12 protein-coding genes and 1 pseudogene are annotated in these 13,265 nt (G+C 63.7%); 4 read left to right on the top strand and 9 right to left on the bottom strand.

The features are described from left to right. Nucleotides 1–703 (top strand): annotated as a pseudogene (locus tag BG842_RS01760) (replication factor C large subunit); the annotation flags it as partial. Between the two features lie 79 nt (nucleotides 704–782). Then, the gene (locus BG842_RS01755; RefSeq protein ID WP_254662830.1) at nucleotides 783–1,469 is read left to right on the top strand and encodes a hypothetical protein; all 687 of its coding nucleotides are present in this window, start codon (nucleotides 783–785) and stop codon (nucleotides 1,467–1,469) included. A gap of 16 nt (nucleotides 1,470–1,485) precedes the next feature. On the opposite strand, the gene BG842_RS01750 is transcribed toward BG842_RS01755, so the two are convergent. From BG842_RS01750 to BG842_RS01725, 6 genes are all read right to left on the bottom strand, one after another. Then, nucleotides 1,486–2,034 (bottom strand): GNAT family N-acetyltransferase, encoded by a 549-nt coding sequence (locus tag BG842_RS01750; RefSeq protein ID WP_069449439.1) that lies wholly within the window; start codon nucleotides 2,032–2,034, stop codon nucleotides 1,486–1,488. A 65-nt stretch (nucleotides 2,035–2,099) separates the two neighbouring features. Beyond that, nucleotides 2,100–3,767: a Na+/H+ antiporter NhaC family protein gene (locus BG842_RS01745; protein ID WP_069449438.1), complete on the bottom strand. Its 1,668-nt coding sequence runs from the start codon at nucleotides 3,765–3,767 to the stop codon at nucleotides 2,100–2,102. Between the two features lie 78 nt (nucleotides 3,768–3,845). After that, a complete protein-coding gene (locus tag BG842_RS01740) occupies nucleotides 3,846–4,589 on the bottom strand; it encodes an amino acid ABC transporter ATP-binding protein (RefSeq protein ID WP_069449440.1) in 744 nt (247 codons plus the stop codon). Further along, complete coding sequence (locus BG842_RS01735) at nucleotides 4,586–5,416, bottom strand: amino acid ABC transporter permease (RefSeq protein WP_069449437.1); 831 nt, start codon at nucleotides 5,414–5,416, stop codon at nucleotides 4,586–4,588. Before BG842_RS01735 ends, BG842_RS01740 begins: the two co-directional genes overlap by 4 nt. Before the next feature lie 18 nt (nucleotides 5,417–5,434). Next, the gene (locus BG842_RS01730) at nucleotides 5,435–6,262 is read right to left on the bottom strand and encodes a transporter substrate-binding domain-containing protein (protein WP_069449436.1); all 828 of its coding nucleotides are present in this window, start codon (nucleotides 6,260–6,262) and stop codon (nucleotides 5,435–5,437) included. 204 nt (nucleotides 6,263–6,466) lie between these two features. Continuing rightward, nucleotides 6,467–6,946: a heme A synthase gene (locus BG842_RS01725; protein WP_069449435.1), complete on the bottom strand. Its 480-nt coding sequence runs from the start codon at nucleotides 6,944–6,946 to the stop codon at nucleotides 6,467–6,469. Between the two features lie 264 nt (nucleotides 6,947–7,210). Here BG842_RS01725 and BG842_RS01720 point away from each other — a divergent pair, with 264 nt between their 5' ends. Together BG842_RS01720 and BG842_RS01715 are read left to right on the top strand one after the other, a co-directional pair. Next, a complete protein-coding gene (locus tag BG842_RS01720) occupies nucleotides 7,211–8,290 on the top strand; it encodes a Xaa-Pro peptidase family protein (RefSeq protein ID WP_069449434.1) in 1,080 nt (359 codons plus the stop codon). A 72-nt stretch (nucleotides 8,291–8,362) separates the two neighbouring features. Next, the gene (locus BG842_RS01715; protein ID WP_069449433.1) at nucleotides 8,363–10,618 is read left to right on the top strand and encodes an NADP-dependent malic enzyme; all 2,256 of its coding nucleotides are present in this window, start codon (nucleotides 8,363–8,365) and stop codon (nucleotides 10,616–10,618) included. 174 nt (nucleotides 10,619–10,792) lie between these two features. Here BG842_RS01715 and BG842_RS01710 read toward each other — a convergent pair whose 3' ends face one another. The 3 genes from BG842_RS01710 to BG842_RS01700 form a co-directional block, all read right to left on the bottom strand. Further along, a complete protein-coding gene (locus BG842_RS01710; protein ID WP_069449432.1) occupies nucleotides 10,793–11,206 on the bottom strand; it encodes a hypothetical protein in 414 nt (137 codons plus the stop codon). Between the two features lie 135 nt (nucleotides 11,207–11,341). Further along, a complete protein-coding gene (locus BG842_RS01705) occupies nucleotides 11,342–12,157 on the bottom strand; it encodes a DUF3592 domain-containing protein (protein ID WP_254662829.1) in 816 nt (271 codons plus the stop codon). Between the two features lie 193 nt (nucleotides 12,158–12,350). Next, nucleotides 12,351–12,986, bottom strand: a complete 636-nt coding sequence (locus BG842_RS01700) for a reverse transcriptase-like protein (protein ID WP_069449430.1) — start codon at nucleotides 12,984–12,986, stop codon at nucleotides 12,351–12,353. Nucleotides 12,987–13,265: the final 279 nt, after the last annotated feature.

The following is a 13,265-nucleotide window of genomic DNA, read 5'->3' as shown; positions in this document are numbered from 1 at the left end:
CTGGATAGAGGACAACCTCCCGAAGGACTACGAGGGGCGGGAACTCGCCGACGCCTACGGCTACATGGCGAACGCGGACCGCTGGCTCGGACGGGTGCGCGCCACGCAGAACTACAAGTACTGGCGCTACGTGGGCGACAACATGACCGCGGGTGTGGCCGCCGCCCGGCAAGGAAAGAAGGGCGGCTGGACGCGCTACGGCCCGCCGAGCTACTGGCGCAAACTCGGCAGTTCGCGGGGTAAGCGCGACACCCGCGACTACATCGCCCGGAAGATTGCCGAGGAGAGCGGCATCAGCATGAGCACGGCTCGACGCGAGGTCATCCCGTTCCTCTCGGCGATGACCCACCACTGCAAGAACCGCGAACTGACCGTGGCGATGGCGGCGCAGTACGATTTGGAGGAGAAACACGTCGCGTTCGTTACGGGAAGCGGAAAGACCACGAACAAGGTTCAGAGCATCGTCGAGGACGCGGAAGAGTCGAAAGCGGAGGCGGCCGTCGAACACTCCGGCGGCGCGTTCGAGGGGTTCGCGTCGGAATCGGACGAGGACGAACCGACCGACGACGCCGAAGCGGACGAAACGGACGACTCGGCGGACGAATCCACCGAGGCGGGAGCGGCGGACACGGAAGCGACGGACACGGAACCCGACGAGACGAAAGCCGACGACGGGCAGGCCAGTTTCGGCGACTTCACGTGAGCCGAGGGACACCCCGTCACGGGCGAAACGAATGATTGGCTCCGTGACAAGGGGGACGTATGGAGCGGAGAGTCCTTCGGTGGGTGGTGGTACTCGCGCTCGTCTTCGGGACGGTCGGGGGACAACCGCCGCTGCCGTCGCGGACGGGACGAACAGGGTGGCCGGGACGAATAGGGTGGACGGAGTGGCCGGGACGAACGCCCCGTCGCTGGCGATGCAAGAGGAAGTCCAGGAAGAAGAAGAGGGCGAGAACGAGGCGGAGAGAGAGAACGGCGGCGCGGGGGCCGGAATCGTCCCCGAATGGTGGGGGTTCGGCGGTGAGGCCGCGGAAGCGGCCTCCGTGGGATTGGCCGAACTCGGGGTGACCGTCCTCCTCATCGGCGTCCTCGGCTACTCGGTAGGTAAACGAACCGGCATCGTTCCGCCGAAGTACCGACTTCGGTCGCTCAAACTGCACGAGGGGACGATGCTCGTCGGGGGCGCGCTCACGGTCCCGCACTTTCTGCTGGCGGAGGAGGAAGGCGGCGTCGGGTCGCTCGTCGTGCTGTTTCTCGCCGTCGAAGTTGCGAGCGGGTTCTACGGCCGCCATCTGCACAGACACGTCGTTCGAATGGGACGCGGCGAAGCCACGCCCGCCGTCGTCGGGTCGGTGTTCGACGTGACGAACCGCGTCCTATTCCGCCGCTGGCGGACGATACACGTCTGGCTGACGGTCGTGACGGCGCTGGTCATCGCCCTTCACGTCCTGACGGCGGTCGGCGACTGACCGCGAACGCTCGGAACTACCCCTTCGACTCCCGCTCGTCGCGGAGCAATCCGTACCGAACCACGTCACACCACTCCCCATCGACGTAGGCCGCGCGTCTGGAGACGCCTTCTTCGACGAAGCCGACGCGATTCAGCACCCGCTTCGAAGCCTCGTTCGTCTCGAACGCGGACGCGGTGAGTCGATGGAGTCCGAGTTCGGCGAACGCGTACTCGACCATGCGCTCGGCGGCGGCCGTGGCGTAGCCGTTTCGCCACTCGTCGGGTGCAATCCAGTAGCCGAGTTCGGCGTCCCGCGTGACGTGCACCCACGGGTGTTCGCGGATGAGACGGACGTATCCGACCGGTTCGCCGTCGGCACAGACGAGCAACCCGATGGAGTCGTCGTTCTCCCCGACCGTTCCGCCGAGCCGTCGCTCGGCCCACTCCTCGTCGGCGGGTCGATAGGCGTGTCGCGTCGCCCGGACGTGCGGTTCGTTGCCGTTCTCGCGGAGGAATGGAACGTCTTCTTCGTCGGCCGGGCGGAGCGTTACGGGATCGTTTTCGAGGAACACGGGACCGGGCATCGCGGTAGCGTTGGATTCCGAGAGATATCAAACTACCCGAATGGAAAAGCTTGGAACAACGCGACTCAGTACGGGAAGATGCGGAAGCCCTGCGGGAGGACGAACCCGAGAAGGAAGAACAACGCCGCCGCGATGGTCGCGCAGATGACGGCGTAAGGTATCTGCGTCCTGACGTGGACGAGGTGGTCGCTCCCGCTGGTCGAGGACGCCAGAACCGTCGTATCGCTGATGGGCGAACTGTGGTCGCCGAAGATGCCGCCGCTGAACACCGCGCCCATGACGAGCGGGAGGTTCGCACCGGTGGTGAACGCGATGGGCATGGCGATGGGGAACATGATGCCGTAGGTGGACCACGAACTGCCGTCGGAAAAGCTCACCATGCTGGTGATGAGGAACAGCGAGACGGGCACGAACTCCGGCGGCACGCCGGAGAAGTTGTTCGTGACGAACGAGGAGATGTCGAGGATGGTCACGGCGTTCTGGATGGAACTGGCGAACATGAGGATGACCGCGGCGAGCAGGATGCCCTTGAACCCGCGCGTCATCGCCTCCGTCGCGTCCTTGTTGCTCGGGATGTCGCCCTTCGCACGGTAGAGGACGAACGCGACGACCAGCGCCGAGAAGGACGCGAGGCCGAGGCGAACTCCGCCGATGTTGAACGCCCACTTCCCGCCGTCCGGGAGCATGAGCCGATAGCCGCCGACGGAGAAGAGAGTGGTCGTCGACGGCGCGGTGAGGACGGGACTGCTCCGCCAGAACATCGCGCCGAGGCCGACGAGAATCATCGTGGCGATGGGGATGGCGAAGTTGCGCCAGTCGGGCGTGGCCGTCTCGGCCATCTCGTACTCGTCCATCTCGCGGGATATCATCGGGTCGTGGTCGTCGCCGACGACGCCGCCGCCGTTGCGCGCCCGCGACTCCTCGCGGTCCATGCCCATGATGTTGGGGACGACCTGCCACGCGACCAGCGCGGCGACGATGAGCGCGACCCACGAGTAGAAGCCGAAGAAGATGCTGTTGAAAAAGAGCGGCCATATCTGGTTGGTCACCGCGTGGGCCGACTCACCCTGCCCGGCGACGTACTGACTCATGTCGGCGGGGAGTTTGTCCTGCTGTTGGGCCTGCACGAGCGCCTTCCCGATGAAGCCGATGAGCGCCGCGCCCCACGTCGAGTAGAACGCGAGTCGGGCGGCGGGGCTTCCGGCGGAATCGACGTAGTAGGCGAGTTTCGCCCGCGAGACGTCGTACTTGTCCGTCAGCGGGCGCATCATCGACCCGACCACCAAGCAGTTGAAGTAGTCGTCGATGTGGATGATGATGCCCGCGAGGAACGCCGCCTTCTCGGCGTCCGCCGCGGAGTCGGTTCGTGCCGTGAGCGCTTCGAGGACGCCTCGGAGCGCCCCGGACCGAATCATCAGTCCTATCATCCCGCCGATGGCGAAGATGGCGAGCAGGACGTTCTCGACGTACCACGAGTCGGAAAAGAGCGGCGCGGTGGCGATTATCGTCGGGACGTGTTTCAGCCCGAAGACCCCGCCGAGGACCGTCCCCACGGGGCTTCCGATCATACTCCCCGGAACGCCGGCGGAGGCGGGCTTTATCGCCCCGTAGACGACGCCAGCGCTGGCGATACCGCAGAACAGCCCGATTATCGCGTCGCGCGAATACCACGCGAGGCTGATGGCGACCAGCGCCGGAACCACCGACCAGACTCCGGCATGAATCGTTTCCATACCCTTGTTCCCGAGCAGTCGAACAAATGGGTTTTGGGCGATTGCGTGACGAACGAATACCGAAGAAAAACGTTCAATTCAGTGAACTCGTGCGAGGAACTGCCTCGCACGCTCGGTTTCGGGATGGGCGAAGAAGTCGGCCGGCGGTCCCGACTCCACGATGCGACCCTCGGACATGAGGACGACCCTATCGCCGACTTCGCGGGCGAAGCCCATCTCGTGGGTGACGACGAGCATCGTCATTCCCTCCTCGGCGAGATCGCGCATCACTTCGAGCACTTCACCGACGAGTTCGGGGTCGAGCGCACTCGTCACCTCGTCGAACAGCATGACGCTCGGGTCCATGGCCAACGCGCGGGCGATGGCGACGCGCTGTTGTTGCCCGCCAGAAAGCTGGTTGGGATAGGAGTCGGCTTGGTCCGAGAGACCAACGCGGTCCAACATCGCGGTCGCCCACTTCGTCGCCTCCGACTCCTCGAACCCCTTGACCACTTGCGGACCGAGGGCGACGTTTTCGACCGCGGTCTTGTGCGGAAAGAGGTTGAAGCTTTGGAACACCATCCCGATGTGCTGGCGCAGACTGTTCACGTCCACGTCCGGGTCGGTTATCGACTCGCCCTCGATGCGAATCTCGCCGCCTTGAATCTCTTCGAGGCGGTTCGTACACCGCAACAGCGTCGATTTCCCGCTCCCGCTCGGGCCGACGACGACGACCACTTCGCCGTCGTCGACGGAGAGCGAGACGTCCTTCAGGACGTGCGTCTCGCCAAAGTACTTGTCAACGCTGTCGTACTCGACTTCGGGAACGTCGGGGGCGCTCATCGTTCCGTCCCCCACATGGAGCGTTCCTCCATCGTTCGGACGAGTTTGCCGAGCGGCACCGTGATGACGAGGTAGGCGACGGACACCACGACGATGGGAGTCCACGCGTCGAACGTCGCGCTGTTCACGTTCCGGAAGACGCTGATGAGTTCGGGAATCGCCAGCACTGTCAGCAGCGACGTGTCCTTGACGAGGATAACGAGGTCGTTGCCGATGGCCGCGAGCGCGTTCCGCCACGCTTGGGGCAGGACGACGTAGCGCATCGAGTCGATGTACGACATGCCGAGCGAGCGCGCCGCCTCCGATTGCCCGCCGGAGACGGAGTTGATGCCTCCCTTGACTGCCTCACCGATGTAGGCGGTGTGGTTCAGCGTCAACCCGATGATGGCCGCCGCGAAACTCCAGTTCTGGAGCGGGAACTGCCCTGGCGGCCAGAACGCCGGAACGCCGAGGTAGACGACGAACAACTGGAACAGCAGCGGCGTTCCGCGGAAGAACTCCACGTACAGCGTCGCTATCCGCTGGGTGAACCCGGTTTGTGACACGCGGCCCAATCCGACCATCACGCCGAAGGTGAGCGACAGGACGCCCGAGATGAGGATTATCTGGAGGACGAGAAACAGCGCGTCGATGAACTGCGGGAGGATGGTCACCAGCAGTTGATAATCCACGAACTGCGTGAGGATCAACAGGAGGAAGAACGCGACGCCGAGCGAGAAGACGCCCGCGATGGCGATACCGAGCCACCTGACCCGCCGGTCGTTCAACCACCCCGTTTCACCGTCCGTCGGTCGCTCGATACCCCGTTCGGTGTATGTCTCGGCCATGAGGGACTCCTGCGGCGCTTAGCCGCTGGTCGTGCCTCCCGGCGTCTGGAAGTACTTGTTGTACAGTTCGTCGTACGTACCGTTGTCCCGGATGGTCGAGAGCGCGTCGTTGACCTGGTTTTTGAGTTGGTCGTCGTTCTTCCGGAAGGCGATGCCGTACTCCTCGACGGTGAGCGTGAGATACGGCGGCGCGTTTTCCTTCCCCTGTTCCTGGGCGGCACCCGTCCCCTTCAGGAACGTTACGTTGTCGTTCTGTTGGGCGAACTCGGCGTTGACCGTGTTGTCGTTGATGACTGCCGCGGCTTGGTTGTTCCCCAGCGCCGAGAACGCGCCCGGAATTTGGTCGTAGCTGTCGATGGTGAGGTCGCCGTTGAACTGCTTTTTCAGGTCCTGTGCGGCGGCCTCCCCCGTCGTCCCTTTCTGCACGGCGACCGTTTCGCCCTTCAAATCCTGCAGCGACGTGATGTCGCTGTTTTTCAGGATGAGGACGGTCTGATACGCCGTGAAGTACGGGTCGGAGAAATCGACCTGGTTCGACCGTTCCGGCGTGATGGTCATCGCGCTCATAATGACGCGGAAGTTCCCGTTGTTCAAACTCGGAATGATGGTGTCGAAGCTCGTCTGGACGAACTCGTAGTTGCGGTCGAGTTGGCCCTCGAAGACGGCGTTGGCGATGTCCACGTCGAAGCCGACGAGTTCGCCGGTCTTGGTCCGGTATTCGAACGGGCGATACGGGATGTCGGAACCGATTCTGATAGTACCGTTGTTCTGTGCGCTCGCGTTTCCGGCGAACGTCAGCCCGGCGATAGCTCCGCCGGTCCCCCTGAGAAAGCTCCGTCTGTGCATTGTAGTTCTCCCCGATACTACATAGTCAAACAGCCTATAGAAGGCTACTATCGGTTACTAACACCGTTTCGATAAAAATTTCGACGGTCGCCCGCTGGTCGTTCGTCGGCGAACCGTTGGTCGTTCGTCGGCGAACCGTTGGTCGTTTGTCGCCAGGTCGTTGGTCGTTCGTCGGCGAACCATTGGTCGTTCGCCAGTTGTCGGTTAGTCGTCCGACGGGTAGCCGCCGGGCGAATCCGTCGCGGGTGCCGTCGCCTGCTGGGGTTCCTCGTAGGCCCACAGCGTCGTCGCGAGGAGCGACGCGAAGATCACCATCGCAGCGGCGTGGTGGGCCGTCTGCACGAGCGGTCCGTAGATGAGCACCGTCGCGCCGCCGAGCAACACCTGCACCGGGAGGACGACCAGCGCGAGGGTCGCCGCGGCGCGGATTCGCGTGCTGTCGTAGTACTTCCACGCGCCGATGGTGGTACCGAGGATGAAGAAGCCGGTCACCATGGCGACGAGTCGGTGGAACCACTCGATGAAGCTCGGAATCGTTTGCGGAATCAGCCCGCCGTCACAGAACGGCCACTGTTGGCTGCACGAGAGTCCCGCACCCATCGCGGCGGTGTACACGCCGAGCAGAATGAGTATGAACGTCAGTGCCGTCGTGAACGCGGCGAAGCGCCGAAATCGTGACCCCATCAGTTACACACCTCGGATTGGTCGTCTCCTATCACAGTAATCCCCTTTCTCGGGTGTTAGAAAGCGGTGTACTTAGGTCTGTCCGACTTTCCCGGAGACTGGGAGCGGAGGGAGAAACCGACGGGAGAACGAGAGACGAAGCACGGGACGGGGTGCGGGAAAGACGAGGTGTCGGGAGGTACGGGGCGGAAAGTCTCAGCCGGGACGACACCAAAAATGGAGCCAATCACTCGTTTAAAGGAGTGCGGACGCAATACAGCGAGTATGACGAAACGAGACCGTCTCGATGGCTTGCTCGCCGACCGTGACCTCGAATCCGTCTGGTTCGCGCGGCCGAACTCGTTCGCGTGGCTCACGGGCGGAAACAACGTCGTTGACCGCGAGGGCGACATCGGCGTCGCGGCGGTCGGCTACGACGGCGACGGCTTCCGCGTCGTCACGGACTCCATCGAGGCGGCGCGACTCCGCGAGGAAGAACTCCCCGACCACATCCCGGTCGCCGAGTACGAGTGGTACGAATCGTCGTTGGCCGAAGCGGTCGCCGACCGCGCGACGACGCCCGCCGCCGCTGATTTCGACGTGCCGGGATTCGAGTCGGTGGACGCCTCGCCGCTCCGGCAACCCCTCACGGACGAGGACGTGGACGCGTACCGGGAATTGGGTGCGGAGACGGCCGCCGCAGTCGAGGCCATCTGTCGGGAGTTGGACCCGACCGACACCGAGCGGGAAATCGCGTCGGCGGTTCGCGGCGCGCTCTCCGCGCGCGGCATCGAAACGCCAGTGGCGCTCGTCGGCGGGAGCGAACGGGCACAGCAGTACCGCCACTACACGCCGACCGAGGCGGAACTGGGCGACTACGCGCACGTCTCCGTGACCGCCGAACGGCACGGGTTGCACGCGAGTTGCACCCGAACCGTGGCGTTCGACGCGCCGGACTGGCTCGCGGAGCGACACCGGGCCGCCGCAATCGTGGAGACGACGGCGCTCGCGGCAACGCAACAGATAGCGACGTTCGACGGACGGGCGAAGGACGTCTTCGAGGCGATTCGAGCGGCCTACGAACACGTCGGCTACGCGGGCGAATGGAAACACCACCATCAGGGCGGCGCGGCGGGCTACGCCGGGCGCGAGTGGATCGCAACGCCAACGACGGACGGCGAAATCGTACTGCCGATGGCCTACGCGTGGAACCCGACCGTGCAGGGGGCAAAGAGCGAAGACACCGTTCTCATCGCCGAGGACGGGATGGAAATCCTCACCGAGACGGGGGACTGGCCCGCTGAATCCGTGATGGCGTTCGACTACGAGGGAGCGCTCCCGCGTCCGACCGTCCTCGAACTCTGAATTCGACGAACGTCGAAGGTAAATTCGACGCATTGGGATACCTTTTTACAGGCGGGCGAAAACGTACCCGGCATGGGACTCGACGAGGATTCACTCGATTACCACCGGAGCGACCCGCCGGGAAAGATAGAGATATCGACGACGAAGCCGACGAACACGCAGCGCGACCTGAGTCTCGCCTACTCTCCCGGTGTCGCCGCCCCCTGTAACGAAATCGCTGACGACGCCGGAAAGGCGTACTCCTACACCGCGAAGGGGAACCTCGTCGCCGTCGTTTCGAACGGCAGTGCCGTCCTCGGCCTCGGGGACATCGGCGCACAGGCGTCGAAACCCGTGATGGAGGGGAAGGGCGTTCTGTTCAAGCGATTCGCCGACATCGACGTGTTCGACATCGAACTCGACCAGCAGGACCCAGACGACATCGTACGAACGGTGAGCGCGATGGAACCCACCTTCGGCGGCGTCAATCTGGAGGACATCAAGGCGCCGGAGTGCTTCGAAATCGAAGAGCGCCTGCGTGAAGAGATGGACATCCCCGTCTTCCACGACGACCAACACGGCACCGCCATCATCAGCGGTGCCGCCCTCCTCAACGCGGCGGAACTCACCGAGAAGGACCTGCGCGACCTGGAAATCGTCTTCTCCGGCGCTGGCGCGAGCGCCATCGCCACCGCTCGCTTCTACGTCTCGCTCGGCGCGCGAAAGGAGAACATCACCATGTGCGACTCCACGGGCATCATCACCGAACAGCGCGTGCGAAACGGCGAGGTCAACGAGTTCAAGACCGAGTTCGCCCGCGACGTCCCCGAGGGCGACCTCGCGGCCGCGATGGAAGGCGCGGACGTGTTCGTCGGCCTCTCCGTCGGCGGCATCGTCGATCAGGACATGGTGCGGTCGATGGCCGACAATCCGTTCATCTTCGCCATGGCGAACCCGGACCCGGAAATCGACTACGAGGACGCGAAGGAGGCCCGCGACGACACGGTTATCGTGGCGACCGGGCGCTCGGACTATCCCAACATGGTCAACAACGTCCTCGGATTCCCGTTCATTTTCCGCGGTGCGCTCGACGTTCGTGCGAGCGACATCAACGAGGAGATGAAGGTCGCCGCCGCGCGCGCGCTGGCGAAACTCGCCAAGAAAGACGTGCCGGACGCCGTGGTCAAGGCCTACGGCGACCAACCGCTCCAGTTCGGCCCGGATTACATCATCCCGAAACCGCTCGACCCGCGCGTGCTGTTCGAGGTCGCGCCCGCCGTCGCCGACGCGGCGATGGAAACCGGCGTGGCCCGGAGCGAACTCGACACCGACGAGTATGTCGAGACGCTCGAAGCACGACTGGGCAAGTCCCGCGAGATGATGCGCGTCGTCCTGAACAAGGCCAAAAGCGACCCTAAGCGCGTCGCGCTTTCCGAAGGGACGGACCGGAAGATGATTCGCGCGGCCTACCAGATGCGCGAGGAGGGTATCGCCAACCCCGTCCTCATCGGCGACCGCGACGAAATCGAGACGAACGTCGCCGACCTCGGCCTCGATTTCGACCCCAACGTCGTGGACCCGAAGAACGGCGACCACGGTGGCTACGCCGACCGACTCTACGAACTTCGTGGCCGCAAGGGCATCACCCGGAACGAGGCGGGCGAACTCATCGAGAAGGACTCGAACTACTTCGGCAGCGTGATGGTCGAACAGGGCGACGCGGACGCCATGCTGACGGGGTTGACCCATCACTACCCGTCGGCGCTCCGCCCGCCGCTCCAGGTCATCAGCACCGCTCCGGACGTGGACTACGCCGCCGGAGTCTACATGCTCACGTTCAAGAACCGCGTCGTCTTCTGCGCCGACGCGACGGTCAATCAGGCACCCGACGAGGACGTGCTGACCGAAGTGACAAAGCAGACCGCCAAACTCGCTCGGCGGTTCAACGTCGAACCGCGGGCCGCGCTCCTCTCGTACTCCAACTTCGGCAGCGTCGATAACGAGGGCACGCGCAAGCCGCGCAAGGCCTCCAAGATGCTCCGCGAGGACCCCGAGGTCGACTTCCCCGTCGACGGCGAGATGCAGGCCGACACGGCCGTCGTCGAGGAAATCCTCAACGGCACCTACGAGTTCTCGGAACTGGACCAACCCGCGAACGTGCTCGTCTTCCCGAACCTCGAAGCGGGCAACATCGGCTACAAACTCCTCCAACGACTCGGCGGCGCGGAGGCCATCGGCCCGATGCTCGTCGGCATGGACAAACCCGTCCACGTCCTCCAGCGCGGCGACGAGGTTAAAGACATAGTGAATTTGGCGGGCGTTGCGGTCGTGGACGCTCAGCAAGAGTAACACCGCAAGCGACGCGAGGCGCGGAGCGTCTCGGAAGCGAGCGGCTCTTTTTCGGGGACGCGAATGCCATCGCGCCAGAGCCATCTCTGGCCGTCGAAAACGACGGCCGAAAGTGTATTACTAAAATGAACTGGAAGATACTGACTTCTACTAAATGATACTAACTACTTCCATCTACCGCGGTCGGTCGCTGACGGAGGGTTCGTACGCCGTCGATTCCTCATCGACCGAGTACAACCGTTTTACCGGGACGACGGTGTGCATCTTCGCTACGCCGCCCTCGTGCCGTCGCCACTTCGTGGAGTCGTAGAGGGCGTACCGCTCGGGAGACCGAGCTTTCAGTTCGGCGACCAACTCCGCGAACCGATCCCCGTCGAACCGCGCTTCGGGGATGAAATCGGTATCGACGACCAACGAATCCCGACGCGGAACGCGGTCGAGTCTGCCCTCGCAAACGCGTTCGAACTCGGACGCCAACGACGGCAGGTCCGTGTCGAGGGGGAGTTTGACGTACGCCTGTCTGTAGTCCGGCCGATCCGTCTTGCGCTTCCAGTACCGCGAGAACCAATCGAGTATCCGCGTGCCCATTCGCGTGCCACCGTGATGTCCCACTCAAACGGAGATAGTAGGCGTTTCGCTGTCCGTATCTCCCGGATTCGTGAGTAATTCTAGTATCGGACCGAACGCGAATCGGCGGCCGAACGGGACCGGGACCCGAACCTCTCAGAAGTCGGACCGGAGTTCGAACGCGAACGCGACCGCGCCGACGAGGAGGCTCACGTACGCGACGGAACTGTAGGGGCGGCCCGAAACGAGGAAGTAGTGCGCGAAGACGGCGACGACGGCGACGTAGAACCCCGCCGAGAGCGCCAGCAGGTGACGGTCGTCGGTTATCGGGGTGTTCGTGTGCGCGTTCACGTCGTCCGCCGTCGAGTCGGCCGCCGTCGAGTCCGACCGGCGCGTCGGCCAGTCGTCGTCCCACTCGTCCGCGTCGAGGGACGGCGGGTCGGCGAGCATCGACTCGCTCCCCTTTTGGCGTCCGGTGTCCCGGTTCGGGAGTAGCTTCCGAACCCAAACGGAACCGGGGTTCAGACTGTCGCGGAGGAGGACCAACCCGGCGAGCAGGACGAGGTACGCCGGGAAGAAGGTGTAGTTGCCGGACAGGAACGACTTCGAGGGGTCGTCCGCCGCGTAGTGGACGGTGACTCGTTTGCCCTCCGCGTACCGATTCACGAGCGCGGTGGCCTCCGGTCGCTCCCCGCCGGGGATTTTGCTCGACGAGTAGACGTTATCATTCCGGTAGGTCGTCCCGGCGACCGAATAGCGGTAGTCGATGGTGGGATAGTACGACTTCGAATCGCCGAATATGCTGGGTTTCCCCGTCCGCTCCGAGTGGACGGCGGTCGAAACGAAGGTTCCGTCCGTCGTCTCGTAGGTGGTGATCTTTCGGTGCTGGCTGTACAGCGAATAGCCACCATAGCCGATCAGTGCGAGCGCGAGCACGAAAGCGAGGACTCTCCGGCTTCGATTCGACGGCATGCGTCTCTGGCTGAAATAGTTCGCCTTATTTGAATTAGCTACCGGTTTCGGTGACTCGAAACCGAGCCAGTGGAAATCGGATCGGCGGAAACCGAGTCAACGGAAACCGAGCCAACGGAAATCGGATCAGCAGGCTACTCGACCGCGTTCGTCTGCCGGAAATCGACGCGGAAACGCGAATCTCGTCGCTGTCTCACCCGCTCGCGTGTCTGTCGGCGCGGGACGGCGGCGGAATCTGCGGTTCGCTCGACTCCGGCGCGTCGGGAAGGAGACATCGCTCGGGTTCGCGGTTGACGTGCGCGTACTGCTCGGGTGCGTTCGCCAGCGGATGGGCGGGGTTCTGCTCGCTTCGAATCCGTGCGGCACGGAGTTCGCCGAATCCGGCGATTCTGGCCCGGATTCCCCGCCAGTGGTGTTTGCCCGCGAGCGGGACGGAGAACGGTTTCGGCGGTCGGCAATCCGTCCGATTGTGGGCGAGGACGGCGTTGTTGACGTTGGCGGCCAGTTGGTCGTGGTCCACCAGCACGCCGACGCGTGCGTTTCTGGGCGCGCGGACGGCCAACACGTCGAGGCCGAGGTGGAGCGCCCGGTACTCGGCGACGTTGTTGTCGGGCACGTCACTATCGGGGACGGAGAGACGGGCGACGCGCCTGCCGTCGCGCGTTTCGATGATTACGCCGAGTCCACCGGCACCGGACTCCCGGTCGAACGACCCGTCACTCGTGACGTAGAAATCACGGTGATGGGTGTGAGGTGGGTGGGCGATGTGTGGGGTGGGCGACTCATCGAACAGATCACGTAATGAGGGATGACGGCCGTGAACGGCCATATTTCCCGGTTCGGTATCAGGTCACATAAATCTGCGGTTAGGTTCGTTATAAAGTGTCATGAGATAATGAGTCACGGGCGATGTCGTCCCATACCACAGATATATATGCAATTACCCGCCATGTCAGGGTATGCCCGATGAGCGACTAAATCGGCGGACGTATTTGAAGTTTGCAGGAGGCGCAGCAGCGTCAGCGGCCTTGGCAGGCTGTACTGGCGGTGGGAACAACCAAAATCAGGATGGGACCGACGGTCAAACGTCCAGTACCGACAGCGGAGG

Origin of the sequence: Haladaptatus sp. W1 (assembly GCF_001723155.1) — an archaeon.
GTDB lineage: Archaea > Halobacteriota > Halobacteria > Halobacteriales > Haladaptataceae > Haladaptatus > Haladaptatus paucihalophilus.
The sequence above is the reverse complement of the archived record's forward strand: the minus strand, read 5'-3'. Positions and strand labels throughout refer to the sequence as shown.

Bases quoted from the DNA above. Each gene is read 5' to 3' on its own strand.
- BG842_RS01725 (WP_069449435.1), bottom strand. From the start codon at position 6,946: ATGGGGTCACGATTTCGGCGCTTCGCCGCGTTCACGACGGCACTGACG.
- BG842_RS01720 (WP_069449434.1), top strand. From the start codon at position 7,211: ATGACGAAACGAGACCGTCTCGATGGCTTGCTCGCCGACCGTGACCTC.
- BG842_RS01705 (WP_254662829.1), bottom strand. From the start codon at position 12,157: ATGCCGTCGAATCGAAGCCGGAGAGTCCTCGCTTTCGTGCTCGCGCTC.
- BG842_RS01700 (WP_069449430.1), bottom strand. From the start codon at position 12,986: ATGGCCGTTCACGGCCGTCATCCCTCATTACGTGATCTGTTCGATGAG.
- BG842_RS01730 (WP_069449436.1), bottom strand. From the start codon at position 6,262: ATGCACAGACGGAGCTTTCTCAGGGGGACCGGCGGAGCTATCGCCGGG.
- BG842_RS01740 (WP_069449440.1), bottom strand. From the start codon at position 4,589: ATGAGCGCCCCCGACGTTCCCGAAGTCGAGTACGACAGCGTTGACAAG.
- BG842_RS01735 (WP_069449437.1), bottom strand. From the start codon at position 5,416: ATGGCCGAGACATACACCGAACGGGGTATCGAGCGACCGACGGACGGT.
- BG842_RS01710 (WP_069449432.1), bottom strand. From the start codon at position 11,206: ATGGGCACGCGGATACTCGATTGGTTCTCGCGGTACTGGAAGCGCAAG.
- BG842_RS01745 (WP_069449438.1), bottom strand. From the start codon at position 3,767: ATGGAAACGATTCATGCCGGAGTCTGGTCGGTGGTTCCGGCGCTGGTC.
- BG842_RS01750 (WP_069449439.1), bottom strand. From the start codon at position 2,034: ATGCCCGGTCCCGTGTTCCTCGAAAACGATCCCGTAACGCTCCGCCCG.
- BG842_RS01715 (WP_069449433.1), top strand. From the start codon at position 8,363: ATGGGACTCGACGAGGATTCACTCGATTACCACCGGAGCGACCCGCCG.